This is a genomic window from Ruegeria sp. BJ3, assembly GCF_056535665.1.
In genome coordinates this window covers 1,225,685-1,238,483 of sequence record NZ_JBQFIT010000001.1, presented here as the reverse complement: position 1 = coordinate 1,238,483, position 12,799 = coordinate 1,225,685, and the positions used below count along the sequence as shown (strand labels likewise).

Annotated in this window: 11 protein-coding genes; 7 read left to right on the top strand and 4 right to left on the bottom strand. The window is 59.5% G+C overall.

What is annotated here, in order from left to right:
• Positions 1-76 precede the first annotated feature (76 nt).
• Positions 77-940 (top strand): acyl-homoserine-lactone synthase, encoded by an 864-nt coding sequence (locus ACR3EL_RS06205; RefSeq protein WP_170366325.1) that lies wholly within the window; start codon positions 77-79, stop codon positions 938-940.
• Between the two features lie 226 nt (positions 941-1,166).
• Here the strand turns inward: ACR3EL_RS06205 and tig are convergent, their stop codons facing one another.
• From tig to ACR3EL_RS06190, 3 genes are all read right to left on the bottom strand, one after another.
• Entirely contained in the window at positions 1,167-2,498 is a 1,332-nt protein-coding gene (gene tig, locus ACR3EL_RS06200; RefSeq protein WP_480720839.1) for a trigger factor, read from the bottom strand.
• 186 nt (positions 2,499-2,684) lie between these two features.
• The gene (locus tag ACR3EL_RS06195; RefSeq protein WP_170338049.1) at positions 2,685-3,806 is read right to left on the bottom strand and encodes a porin; all 1,122 of its coding nucleotides are present in this window, start codon (positions 3,804-3,806) and stop codon (positions 2,685-2,687) included.
• A 308-nt stretch (positions 3,807-4,114) separates the two neighbouring features.
• The gene (locus tag ACR3EL_RS06190; protein ID WP_480720836.1) at positions 4,115-5,707 is read right to left on the bottom strand and encodes an NAD(P)H-hydrate dehydratase; all 1,593 of its coding nucleotides are present in this window, start codon (positions 5,705-5,707) and stop codon (positions 4,115-4,117) included.
• 169 nt (positions 5,708-5,876) lie between these two features.
• On the opposite strand from ACR3EL_RS06190, the gene ACR3EL_RS06185 reads away from it, so the two are divergent.
• From ACR3EL_RS06185 to ACR3EL_RS06165, 5 genes are all read left to right on the top strand, one after another.
• Entirely contained in the window at positions 5,877-6,215 is a 339-nt protein-coding gene (locus ACR3EL_RS06185; protein ID WP_093962420.1) for a P-II family nitrogen regulator, read from the top strand.
• Between the two features lie 31 nt (positions 6,216-6,246).
• Positions 6,247-7,653 carry a type I glutamate--ammonia ligase gene (glnA, locus tag ACR3EL_RS06180; protein ID WP_093962421.1) on the top strand — a complete coding sequence of 469 codons (1,407 nt, stop codon included), beginning with the start codon at positions 6,247-6,249 and terminating at the stop codon, positions 7,651-7,653.
• Between the two features lie 142 nt (positions 7,654-7,795).
• A complete protein-coding gene (locus ACR3EL_RS06175) occupies positions 7,796-8,632 on the top strand; it encodes an amino acid ABC transporter substrate-binding protein (protein WP_480720833.1) in 837 nt (278 codons plus the stop codon).
• 16 nt (positions 8,633-8,648) lie between these two features.
• Entirely contained in the window at positions 8,649-9,443 is a 795-nt protein-coding gene (locus tag ACR3EL_RS06170; RefSeq protein ID WP_170338044.1) for a lytic murein transglycosylase, read from the top strand.
• A gap of 198 nt (positions 9,444-9,641) precedes the next feature.
• Positions 9,642-10,550: a hypothetical protein gene (locus tag ACR3EL_RS06165; protein ID WP_367646345.1), complete on the top strand. Its 909-nt coding sequence runs from the start codon at positions 9,642-9,644 to the stop codon at positions 10,548-10,550.
• 37 nt (positions 10,551-10,587) lie between these two features.
• Here ACR3EL_RS06165 and ACR3EL_RS06160 read toward each other — a convergent pair whose 3' ends face one another.
• Positions 10,588-11,331 (bottom strand): heme-dependent oxidative N-demethylase family protein, encoded by a 744-nt coding sequence (locus ACR3EL_RS06160; RefSeq protein ID WP_170338042.1) that lies wholly within the window; start codon positions 11,329-11,331, stop codon positions 10,588-10,590.
• Between the two features lie 123 nt (positions 11,332-11,454).
• Between ACR3EL_RS06160 and dddP the strand changes: the two genes are divergently transcribed.
• A complete protein-coding gene (gene dddP, locus ACR3EL_RS06155; RefSeq protein WP_480720829.1) occupies positions 11,455-12,798 on the top strand; it encodes a dimethylsulfonioproprionate lyase DddP in 1,344 nt (447 codons plus the stop codon).
• Position 12,799: the final 1 nt, after the last annotated feature.

Here is a 12,799-nt window from a genome sequence, read left to right as displayed (position 1 = left end):
CGGGATATCCCCAATAGTCTTGTTTCGAAACTTGGTTAATCTGCTCCTTACGGTAACCAAACTGTAGGGGGATGGAATGATCATCGTTATTGATGGCATCAACCAGCATAAGTTCAAAGACGTCTTGGATGAGATGTTCAAGCTGCGCGCACGCGTGTTCGGGGATCGCTTGGGCTGGGAAGTGAACATCCAGGACGGGCGCGAATTCGATCAGTTCGACTCGCTCAATCCTGCACACGTGGTCAGCATCAACGACGAGGGGGACGTCGTTGGGTGCATGCGCCTCTTGCAGACGACCGGCCCGCACATGCTGGCCGATGTGTTCAGCTCGATCCTTGATGGCGAGCCGCCAATCCGCAGCGCCCAGGTCTGGGAAGCCACACGGTTCTGCGTCGACACGAAACGGCTCGGCCGGGGACGTGGCAAAAATTCCGTATCCTACGTGACCAGCGAGGTCATGATTGGGTCATTCGAATACGCCCAGGAAGCTGGAGTGCTCGACTCGGTCGCGGTCATTGATCCGGTTATGAACCGGGTGCTGCAACGGTCCGGAAATGCTCCGTACGACTATGTCGGAACGGCCAAGCCGATGGGCAAAGTGGTCGCAATGGCCGCTCTGATGGATTGTTCGGACGAGCGTATCCAATCGATCCGCGAGTATTCGAGCATCGACTACGACGTGTTCCTGACCGACGATCAGGCGCTCGAACTGTTTAATTCGGGTCAGCAAGCCAAGCTTGCACAGGCCGGTGCCGCCAATCTTGACCACCAGCCACTGACCGATCTTGAGAAATACTTCGTCGAGCAGATGCACGCTGCGACGACGAAAGAAGAAGTCCAGGCCGTACTCAAATTGATCGAGAGCCTGTCGGACCGCTTCACCCCAGAGCAGAAAACCGCTTTGTTGCAAACCCCCCGTGCTTTTGCTCATGAGGCCTGACCCCCTCACCTCATAAGTCCAAAAGCCACCCATGCGGAGCCGTCTCATTCCAGGCGGCTCCGCTCTAATTTCGGCAACCGATCCGCCGCTGGCGCCATACGTTCCGGTTCTCGGCGGCAACAAAAAAGGCCCTCCGAAGAGGGCCTGTTTTCATTTCTTTCTGTTCGGACATTCGCCGTTTGACCGACCGGGTGCGGCGGCACCCGGACCGACCTGAAAACGCGGCTTATTCCTCTTCGAGGGCTTCGATTGCCTTCTGCAGCTCTTCCTTGCTGACTTCCTTTTCGGTCACTTTGGCCAACTCGACCACGTAGTCTACAACCTTGTCCTCAAAGATCGGCGCGCGCAGTTGCTGCTGCATCTGACCGTTCTGCTGAACGAACTCGAAGAACTGACGCTCCTGACCCGGGTACTGGCGAGCCTGGTTCATGATCGCCTGGGTCATCTCGGCGTCGGTGACTTCGACTTCAGCCTTCTGGCCCAGCTCGGCCAGCAACAGGCCCAGACGCACGCGGCGCTCAGCCAGTTTGTTGTGCTCTTCGGTCGGCTCGATCTCATCGTGGTTGTGATCGGTCACCTCGGGGTTTTCTTCGTGCCACAGCTGATGCGCGATTTGCTTGGCTTCGGCTTCGACCAGGGTCGGCGGCAGGTCGAACGACACTTTCTCGTCCAGCGCGTCCAGCAGTGCGCGCTTCATCACCGCGCGCGACGCACCCGCGTATTCGGCTTCCAGACGCTCGGCAATCTGCGCCTTCAACGCAGCCAGATCCTCAGCGCCAAACTTCTGTGCCAGTTCGTCGTTGATCTCGGCGGCAACAGGTTCCTTCACCTCTTTGACGGTGCAGGTAAACACGGCCTCTTTGCCGGCCAGGTGCTCGGCACCGTATTCCTCGGGGAAGGTAACGGTGACGTCCTTGACTTCCTCGGCCTTCACGCCAGCCAGCTGGTCCTCGAAACCGGGGATGAAACTGTTCGAGCCCAGCACCAACGGGTAATCCTCGGCCGAACCGCCTTCGAAGGCTTCGCCGTCAACCTTGCCGACGAAATCGATGACGACCTGATCGCCTTCCTTCGCCTTTGATCCCTTGCGGCGGGCTTTGAAATCCTGAGCGGTTTCAGCCAGGTTCTGCAGGGCTTCTTCCACGGCCGCGTCGTCCGCCTTGACGACCAGCTTCTCCAGCTCGACCGATTTCAGGTCAACTTCGGGGATTTCCGGCAGGGCTTCATAGGACATTTCGACGTGAACGTCGTCGCCTTCTTTCCAGTCTTCGTTGGTCATCTTGACCTGAGGCTGCAGCGCCGGACGATCACCACTGTCTTCGAAGTGCTTGTTCATCGCACCGTCGATGGTTTCTTGCATTGCTTCGCCCAACAGGCGCTGGCCAAACTGCTTTTTCAGCAGTGCCATGGGAACCTTGCCCTTGCGGAAGCCTTTCATCTCGATTTCCGGCTGAGCTTCGATCAGTTTCTCATTGACCTTCTCGTCCAGCTCGGCGGCGGTGACAACGATGTTGTAGCCGCGTTTCAGACCCTCGTTCAGCGTCTCGGTAACCTGCATTCTGGTAGTCCCCATAGGATTCGGGGCGCGCAAAACGGGCGCGCCGGGCAAATTTGACGCCTTCTATTTGCCTAGCCGCCGAAGGGCAAGGGGCAAGGTGCCAGATTAGCCTTGTTTTGCCACCCTGCCCCACAAAAAACGCCCCGGACAGAGCCGGGGCGCCATGAATTCACAACAACATCAGGATCAGAACTTCCAGCGGGCCCCCAGGACCCAAGCTTCGTTCTTGTCAAAAGACGTTCCGTCGTTGAAGTCGTGGTTGCGATATTTCAGGTAGGCATCGGTGTTGATGCTGTCGATGCGCTGCACCACTGCGATACCCCAGGACTCGGTGCTGGACCCGTCCGTGTTGAAATCGGAACCATCATAGTAGTCGATGCCGATACCGGTCTTGCCCCAGGACACCCAATTATCCTCGTAGGCGATCTTGGTGTACCAAAAGTTGGGATCGCTTTCGCCTGACACGTTGTTTCGGGTACCGGCAGCAGCGGTGAAGCTGAAGCCGCTGGGCAGCAGTACCGATGCCGAGCCGATCGTGTCTTCACGGTCGCCCGAACCGTCGTCGAAATCACGCACCGCATAGGCCACGCTTGCCGCGAACTCGATGCCACCGGCAAAGGTGTTGTTGTAGTTCAGAGCAACGTCGTAATAGTCGTCGTCATCACTGCTGGACAGGATGTTTTGACCATAGGCGAAGCTGGCCGAAAAGCCGCTGAAATCCGGCGTGTCATACCGCACGCGGCCACGGCGCGCGCCGTCAAAGTTGCTGCTGGAGTCGCCGACGGTGATGTCGCTGAGGGTTCCGTCGGTTCCGCGGTAGAAGAAGCCCGAGTTTTCATCGTTGGTGAACGAATACAGCGCGGTGCCGACATAAGACAGGTCAGTTTCCGCTGCACCGTCAGACGCCATGCTGCCCTGACCGGCCGAGAATTTACCCCAGCCACCTTTCAGCGCAAAATCCACGTGACGAATGTCTTCCCGGGTCCAGCCGCTGAAATCGGTGCCCAACTGGTTCCACTCACTGGAGTTCGGAAGACCCAGCGCGGTTTCAAAGCGGAAGGTGAATTCGTTCTGGCCAAACGGCTGCATCAGGCTCAGGCCGACGCGGCTGTTGGACAGGTCGTTGTCCAGCAGGCGGGTATCGGTTTCTTGGCCGTCGTCAACCGAGATGATTGCCGGGTTGAACTGCCCATACAGCAGAACATAGCCACCGCTGTTGTTCTCGTATTTCAGCTCTGCCGCGGCGGGGATGGCCGTGGTGGCCGCAAGAACAGCGGCGACTGAGGAGAGTTTGATATTCAATGTCATAGCACTCACCATGAAAGGTTCGGGTTTCAGGTACTGCCCAGATGTTCAGTGGAACTGTCCGGTTCCAGAGGCCCCTACGCCATTCAGCTCGATCATTGCAAATCCGCCACAAAGACAAAGTCGCAGCAAAGCAAAATGTCCGTGTTATCAATATTTTAACAACAAACGTGCACAGGCTTCAGACGGCCCGCAAGAGAATTCTGCCATCCGGCCATGCGTTTGGCAAACACTCGCTATGCATTTGCGCGGTCTTGACAGCAAAAACCTGCCGATATTCTAGCCTTGCGCCTTGGGAACACGCAAGAACTTCATACCTGAAGACGCTTGAGCACACCGGGCAGTTGCTCGGGAAGGTCTTCCGCGATCAATCCCGGGCCAAAAGCGCGCGCACACTCCACGTGAAGCCAGACGGCGGTTTCGGCCGCTTTCAGCGGGTGCAATCCACGTGCCAGCAGCCCGGTTAATAAACCCGCCAACACGTCGCCCGCGCCTGCGGTCGCCAGCCACGGCGCGGCCCGATCATAGTGGGCTGAATGGATCGAGCACCGACCGTCCGGCCCCGCAATCACAGTGTCCGGTCCCTTGAAAAGAACCACGCACCCTGCCCTGCCGGCCGCCTCGCGCACGGCATCAACCTTTGAGAAAGCTGGTCCATTCTTGGGATGTAAGGAAAGCTTGGCCGAGATGTCGGGGAACAGACGGGCGAATTCACCGCCGTGCGGTGTCAGGACGCAGTTTTTATGCAGGATCGCCATCAGTGACGCTGGATCTTCAGCAAATGCCGAAAGAGCGTCAGCATCCAGCACGGTTGCCCTGCCGGACTCCAATGCCACGGGGACCAGCGATCGGGCCTTGTCCAGGCCCAATCCGGGCCCTAGGCACAGCGCGTTCAGGCGTTGGTCCCGCAATGCAATGGCCAGCCCATCCTCGCCTGCGATCTGCTCAATCATGACCGCGGTGACTTGGCCGGCGACTTCCTGCAATGCGGCGGGAGGGACACCCAGCGTGACAAGACCAGCGCCCACGCGCAACGCTCCGCGGGCAGCCAATCGCGCGGCACCTGTTCTACCTGTGTCGCCTGTCAGGATCAGCGCATGACCGTGGCCGTATTTGTGATCGAAAGCCGATTTCCGCAGATCAGGCAGATTTTCGGGGCCCAGCAACACGCTCGGCCGGCCATCTGGTGTTTCTTCAACTGACAGAGCCGGCAGACCGATATCGACAACGGACACCCTGCCACAGCATTCTGGTCCCTCGGCCAGATAATGGCCCGGCTTTGCGGTATGAAACGTCACCGTCAGGTTGGCCGAAGCGGCGCAATCTTCGGGGGCAAATCCCTCTGACACCAGACGCCGACCACTGTCCGCGCATAGGCCGCTGGGAATGTCCACACAAACCACACGTGGGCAACCACCTTCCGACTGTGACGCTTTCCACTGGCCCAATTTACGCATTGTCCGTGGCAGCCCGGCTACCGGTCTCGTCAGCCCGGTTCCAAACAAGGCATCAACCGCCAGAACAGTATCCAAACGGTCCGCGGCGTAGGCATCAAGCGCGTCATCGGACAGCGCATGGCACGAACCCATCGCGCACCAGCGCTCATAATTCGCCCGCGCGTCTTCCGGCAACTTCTCGGAGTCGCCCAACAGGAAAAGGTCCACGACCCACCCCCACTCTTTCAGAATGCGCGCAACTACAAAACCGTCGCCGCCGTTGTTGCCCGGCCCGCACAACACAACGGCCCGCCCTGACCCCGCCGCCAGGTCAGGCCAGGTTTCAAAGACGGCCTCGACCACCCCGCGACCTGCGCGCTCCATCAGCTCAAGGCCGGTGACAAACCCGGATTCGATTGCGGCGCGTTCGGCCGCCCTCATCTGGGACGAAGTCAGCAGTTTTGGCATCCGAAACCCTCGCACGTTTCAAATCTGATTAATTTTTGCGCAACTTGCCTAAAAATTGGCCCGCCGCCCAGAATCCCTTCACCAGCAGACGGTCAATTCGGCAATCGCATTGCCGCCCGATCTTAGACGTGATCACTGCCATTCTGACAACCATGCGAGGTGAGCCCGGATGAAAAAGATCGAAGCGATCATCAAGCCGTTCAAATTGGACGAAGTGAAAGAGGCCCTGCAGGACGTTGGCGTCCAGGGCCTCAGCGTGATCGAAGTCAAGGGCTTCGGCCGCCAGAAAGGACACACCGAACTGTACCGCGGTGCGGAATATGTGGTGGACTTTCTGCCCAAGGTCAAAGTCGAGGTCGTTCTGGATGCCGATCAGGTCGATGCGGCCATCGAAGCCATCGTGTCGGCCGCCAAGACCGACAAGATCGGGGACGGCAAGATCTTTGTCTCGTCCGTTGAACAAGCCATTCGCATCCGGACCGGCGAGACCGGCTCGGACGCGCTGTAATACCAATTCTGCAATCTAGAGGAACATAGTAATGAGCAAGGACGCAGTTCTTCAGCTGATCAAAGACGAGGGTGCCGAGTATGTCGACATCCGCTTCACCGATCCGCGTGGCAAGCTTCAGCACGTGACCGTCATGGCCGACCAGGTCGACGAAGACTTCCTTGAGGAAGGCTTCATGTTCGACGGTTCGTCCATCGCCGGTTGGAAGTCGATTGAAGCATCGGACATGAAACTGATGCCCGATACTGAAAGCGCGTATGTCGATCCCTTCTATGCGGAAAAGACAATCTGCCTGCACTGCTCGGTCGTGGAACCCGATACCGGCGAAGCCTATGAGCGTGACCCGCGCGGCACCGCGCAGAAGGCCGAAGCCTACCTGAAGTCTTCGGGCGTTGGCGACGTGGCTTACATGGGCCCCGAGGCCGAGTTCTTCCTGTTCGACGACGTGCGTTTCTCGAACAGCATCAACAAGGTGTCCTACGAAGTTGATGCAACCGATGCATCCTGGAACACCGACACCGAATACGAGATGGGCAACATGGGCCATCGTCCGGGCGTCAAGGGTGGCTACTTCCCCGTGAACCCAATCGACGAGGCGCAGGACCTGCGTTCGGAAATGCTGTCGACCATGAAGCGTCTGGGCATGAAGGTCGACAAGCACCACCACGAAGTGGCCTCGTGCCAGCACGAGCTGGGCCTGATCTTCGACAGCCTGACCAAACAGGCGGACGAGCTGCAGAAATACAAGTACGTCATCCACAACGTCGCGCACGCCTACGGCAAGTCGGCCACTTTCATGCCGAAGCCGATCGCGGGTGACAACGGCACCGGTATGCACGTCAACATGTCGATCTGGAAGGACGGCAAGCCGCTGTTTGCAGGCGACAAATATGCCGATCTTTCGGACGAAGCTCTGTGGTTCATCGGCGGCATCCTCAAGCACGCCAAGACCCTGAACGCCTTCACCAACCCGTCGACCAACAGCTACAAGCGCCTGATCCCGGGCTTCGAAGCGCCGGTTCTGCGCGCCTACTCGGCCCGCAACCGCTCGGGCTGCGTCCGTATTCCATGGACGGAATCGCCGAAAGCCAAGCGCGTCGAGGCCCGCTTCCCCGATCCGTCGGCAAACCCCTACCTGGCGTTTGCGGCACTGCTGATGGCCGGTCTGGACGGCATCAAGAACAAGATCGATCCGGGCGAAGCCATGGACAAGAACCTCTACGATCTGCCCGCCGAAGAGCTGGCCGGCATCCCGACCGTCTGCGGCAGCCTGCGCGAGGCGCTGGAATGCCTGGCGGCCGATCACGACTTCCTGCTGCAGGGCGACGTGTTCACCAAGGACCAGATCGACGGCTACATCGCACTGAAGATGGAAGAGGTCGAAACCTACGAGCACACTCCGCACCCGGTCGAATACGGCATGTACTACAGCTGCTGACCCCGGTCGGAAGTCCAATGAAAAGACCTTGGGGGCGTCCTGTCGGGCGCCCCTTTTCAGTGCTGCGCGGTCCCCATATTTCCCTTTGTGACAGGCGCCTTTGCCGCTAGGCTGAAGATCAATTCAATTATCAGGATTATTCATGCGCCTTCTCGCCCTGACCCTCTCCGCTGCACTTCTTGTTTCAGGCGCTGCGGCGCAGACGATCGACCGGATCAAAGAAACGCGCGAAATCCGATTTGGGTTTCGCACGGATGCTGCCCCGCTTTCGTTCATCAACGACAAGGAGCGTCCCGACGGGCTGTCCGTGATGATCTGCGACCAGGTTGCCCGAGCCATCGCCAGCCGACTGGGTGCGGATGACCTGACCGCACAATTCATTCCGGTGCAGTCGGATACGCGCTTTGACATGGTCGCCTCTGGCCAGATCGACCTGTTATGCGGCGCGGCGACAATCACCCTGTCGCGGCGGGAAACCGTTGATTTCTCGATCCCGATCTTCGTAGACGGAACATCGGTTTTGCTGCCGATAGATGCGGATGTCACGATGGCGTCGCTTTCCGGCAAGAAAGTCGGCATGCGCAGCAGCACGACCACCGAAGAAGCCGTGTTCAACTCGTTCGGATCAGCGGGGATCGAGGCAAAGCTTGTTCGGTTCGCCTCGCATCCCGACGGGATCAAGGCTTTGAGGGACGGAGAGATCGACGCCTATTTCGCCGACCAATCCATTCTTTTGGTCAACTATTTGGCAGCCGGATTGAAGGACGACTTCAAAATCTCGCAAGAGATTCTGACGATTGAAAAGCAAGGTCTGGCCCTTGCGCGCGGCGACGATGACTTTCGCCTGATGGTCGATGAGATCCTGTCGCAGCTGTATGCCCAAGGCACGATGGAAGAGATCTTTCGCGCCGCACTGCCCGGGATTGAACCCAGCGAGGCCCTAAAAGCCCTGTACGTTATCGCACCCACCCTGCCCTGATTTCCAGGAGGTCCCCATGCGCCTTACGGTCCTGTCCGTTTTCATTGCACTGAGTGCCCCCGTGGCGGCGCAGTCCGCTCCCTGCGGGAACACAGGCGCTGGTTTTGAAGCCTGGAAGGCCGACTTTGCCAAGCAGGCGCGCAAAGCCGGAGTAAAGAAAAAAGGGCTGCAGGCTCTGGCGCAAACCCAATATGCCACACGGACCATCGCCGCGGATCGGGGGCAGAAAAGCTTCAAATATTCCCTCGACAAGTTCATGAAGGTTCGAGGGGCGGATACGATCGTGGTCCAGGGGCGCAAGCGCAAGGCCCGAAACCCGGGATTCTACGCGGCGCTGGAGCGTCAGTATGGTGTCCCGGCCGGCGTTCTGATTGCCATTCACGGCATGGAAACCGGGTTCGGAAACTTCATGGGCGACAGCCAGGTTGTTTCCGCAATCACAACATTGGCCTACGATTGTCGACGGTCCGACTTCTTTGTTCCCCATGCCATCGGGGCGCTGAAACTGGTCGATCAGGGGGCGATCACGGTGGCAACAAAAGGGGCAAAACATGGCGAGTTGGGCCACACCCAGTTTCTGCCCGGCAATGCTCTGACCTATGGCGTGGACGCCACGGGTGACGGGCGCGTGGACTTCTACAACATGACGGATGCGTTGGCCTCAACCGCAAATTTTCTTCGGCAGAAAGGGTGGAAACCCGGCCGGGGCTATCAACCCGGCGAACCGAATTTTGCGGTGATACAGCAATGGAACGCCGCATCGGTTTACCAAAAATCAATTGCGATCATGGCCGCTCGAATCGACAACTGAGGCTTTGTTGGCCACCGGGCCACCGCACTCAATTCCGCCACATTGCTGCCACAGTGTCGGGTGGAAAGCTCTAATTTCTTGGTTTCCAAAGCGTAATCAATCGTCGCAAAAATTCATTTTTTTGCAATATGGTCAAAATTTGACCCTCATCACCGACTAGAGTGTTGGTTCAGTATTCGTACGGCAGAGGGCAAGACTGTGACCACGAAGCACAGATACCACGGTGGCCTGCAATTCAACGGCGACACGAACGGCGCGTTGGAGCGGTTCGGCCATATCGTGGTGGCAACTCTTGAGGACTACGGGCATCTTGTGGAACGAAAGACCCTGCTGAGCCAGACCGAGGCAACCATCGTGTCCAGCCAGTACCTTGTCCGTTTGACCCTCGAGTCCGAACCCCGGGAGACCAGCGACCGCTATGGGCGTCTGGACCGTACGGTTGGTCTGAAGACCATGGTGCGCCCCTCGGCGACACGCCCGCGCAACCGATTGGTGATTTCGGTCTCGCCTGTTTCAGGCCTGATGGATGACCCTGAGATTTCCGAATTGATGCTTGTCGTCATGCTGTATCGGATGGTCGACATCTGCTCGACGCAACGAGTGGAATGGCTGTCGCCGCAAACCGTTTTGACGATCGAACAGTTCATGGGCGCGTTTGACTCGTTGATGCCACGCAAGCAGCGGAACCGCCGCGAGGCGTTCGAGGCGGTCAGCGGACCTTTTGCGGGCCTTGAGCCCGCAGCAACTGATGACCACGAGGCCGTCAAAGCACCGGCAAAGCCGCCTCGCCCGATTCAATTGACCGATGAGCAATTGCTCAGCATTGCCTTCCGTTCCGACGAGGCCAACGCACCCGTTTCCGATGCACCGGCCGCGACGGATGGCGATGACGACCGGCCCAGTGACGCGTTGCGACTGACCAGCTGGGCCCTGACCGGTGCCGTTGCCAGCCTGTCGGCCCCGATCGCTCTGTCGATGGCCGCTGTGAACCTCATCCGGGGCGAAGACTTTCGCCTGAACACTCAGGTCCTGGCCTATACGGTCGCCATCGTGTCGCTGAACTCAAGTGGTGCGTTTGCCGATGTCGCCAATGCGATCGGACTGTAACTGAATTACCAGAAGACCCTCCTTGGAGGCCCCGCCATCAGGCGGGGTTTTCCATTTCTGGCAGGTGCTCGACCGGCACGACATAGGTGTGGATCGAGAACACCACGGCCCGTGTCTCGGGCAACCGCAAAAGCGTTTGTCGCTCGCTGCGCAGATACCGGGTGGTACCACGGTCACGGATCTCGCGCGGGGCGCTGGCGCTTCGGGGCTGGTGCAGTTCGGGGTCGTCGTACCACAGCGCGTTGAAGCGCCACAAAGGCCGGTCGACCTGAATCCCGTCGAACAGGCGCTGAACCCGGCGCGCGATGTTGGGGTCATAGCTGTCGACCGGCTCGTGAATGGCAATCAGCGGGCGCATGAATTTCTCGGACAGACGCCAGCTGGCGGGAAAGCACAGGATGGCCCCGGTCAGTACATGCTGGTCGCCCTGTTTCTGCAGGATGCAGAAATCCTCCTGCGCCAGCAGGCAAAGCGTATCCAAAGGGGTGTCGCGGTCAATCGGCACGGCGACCCCGTCCGGGCGCTGCGCGGTGTCGGTCGCCTCGGGATAGGCCTGCGCCAAGACCAGATCCAGCAGTTCGACGGCGGCCGGGTGCGCCTGCGCGTCCAGCGCCAGAACGTCGTCCCGGCGGGTTTCAAGCAGTTGTTGGCGGTGGCGCATCTGCGCGGCAAAGGCATCATCGCGATGCAGCCAGTCCTCCATCGTGGTCGGCGCGATCCCCGGCAGCGGGCGCTGTTGGGTCGGATCGTAGGGCAGAGTCTGTTGCAGAATGACTGTCATGGCGTTGGGTTAGCACTCAAAACAGGCCATGTCGGTCAAAAAGCGACTGGCAAATCGTCGCAATTCACCCAGACGGGGCCGCCCTGCCCCTTCAGGCTGAACCGGTAAGCAGGGAGGCGCGCCGTGAACCACCACTACCGAGACACCCGCAAGATCGACCCCAGCCGCGGCGCGACGCTGGGCGACGGCACGCCGAACGACAATGACCGGATAGAGATCGGCCCCACCCGACTTGCATTCAACGAATGGGCCGCCGCCGGTTTGCAGTTGCCCAACCTGGACCGGATGCGCGAATATCGCTGGAAACGGCTGACCCAGGCGATCGTCGACCGGGGCTATGGCGGGCTGCTGTTGTTCGACCCGCTCAACATCCGATACGCCACCGACAGCACCAACATGCAGCTGTGGAACACGCACAACCCGTTCCGGGCCGTGCTGCTGTGCGCCGATGGCTACATGGTGATCTGGGACTACAAGAACTCGCCCTTCCTGTCGAAATTCAACCCGCTGGTGCGCGAGCAGCGCTCGGGCGCGGACCTGTTCTATTTCGACCGGGGCGATAAGGTGGACGTGCAGGCGGACGTGTTCGCCAACGAGGTGCGCGGGCTGATGCAGGACCACGCCCCCGGCCACACCCGGCTGGCGGTGGACAAGATCATGCTGCACGGCCTCCGCGCGCTCGAGGCGCAGGGCTTCGAGATCATGGAGGGCGAAGAGGTCACCGAAAAGACCCGCGCCATCAAGGGCCCTGACGAGATCCTGGCCATGCGCTGCGCCAGCCACGCCTGCGAAACCGCCGTGGCCGAGATGGAGAAGTTCGCCCGTGCCCATGTGGGCGACGGCAAGACGTCCGAAGATGACATCTGGGCCGTTCTGCACGCCGAGAACATCAAGCGCGGCGGCGAGTGGATCGAAACCCGACTGTTGGCCTCGGGGCCGCGTACCAACCCGTGGTTTCAGGAATGCGGGCCGCGGATCACGCAGAGGAACGAGATCATCGCCTTCGATACCGATCTGATCGGCAGCTACGGCATTTGCGTCGACATCTCGCGCACCTGGTGGATTGGGGATCAAAAACCCCGCCCCGACATGGTCTATGCCATGCAGCACGCGCACGAGCACATCATGACCAACATGGAGATGCTGAAGCCCGGCGTGATGATCCCCGACCTGACCGCCAACTGCCACAGGCTGGACGACAAGTTCCAATCACAGAAATACGGCTGCCTGATGCATGGCGTGGGCCTGTGTGATGAATGGCCGTTGGTGGCCTATCCCGACAAGGCAGTGCCAGGCTCATATGATTATCCGCTGGAACCCGGCATGGTGCTGTGCGTCGAGGCCGCCGTGGGCGAAGTGGGCGGCGATTTCTCGATCAAGCTGGAAGATCAGGTTCTGATCACCGAAGACGGCTATGAAAACCTGACCCGCTATCCGTTCGATTCCGCGCTTATGGGGCTCGACTAGG

Coding starts and splice junctions, on each gene's coding strand:
- ACR3EL_RS06205 (WP_170366325.1), top strand. CDS start 77: ATGATCATCGTTATTGATGGCATCAACCAGCATAAGTTCAAAGACGTC.
- tig (WP_480720839.1), bottom strand. CDS start 2,498: ATGCAGGTTACCGAGACGCTGAACGAGGGTCTGAAACGCGGCTACAAC.
- ACR3EL_RS06195 (WP_170338049.1), bottom strand. CDS start 3,806: ATGACATTGAATATCAAACTCTCCTCAGTCGCCGCTGTTCTTGCGGCC.
- ACR3EL_RS06190 (WP_480720836.1), bottom strand. CDS start 5,707: ATGCCAAAACTGCTGACTTCGTCCCAGATGAGGGCGGCCGAACGCGCC.
- ACR3EL_RS06185 (WP_093962420.1), top strand. CDS start 5,877: ATGAAAAAGATCGAAGCGATCATCAAGCCGTTCAAATTGGACGAAGTG.
- glnA (WP_093962421.1), top strand. CDS start 6,247: ATGAGCAAGGACGCAGTTCTTCAGCTGATCAAAGACGAGGGTGCCGAG.
- ACR3EL_RS06175 (WP_480720833.1), top strand. CDS start 7,796: ATGCGCCTTCTCGCCCTGACCCTCTCCGCTGCACTTCTTGTTTCAGGC.
- ACR3EL_RS06170 (WP_170338044.1), top strand. CDS start 8,649: ATGCGCCTTACGGTCCTGTCCGTTTTCATTGCACTGAGTGCCCCCGTG.
- ACR3EL_RS06160 (WP_170338042.1), bottom strand. CDS start 11,331: ATGACAGTCATTCTGCAACAGACTCTGCCCTACGATCCGACCCAACAG.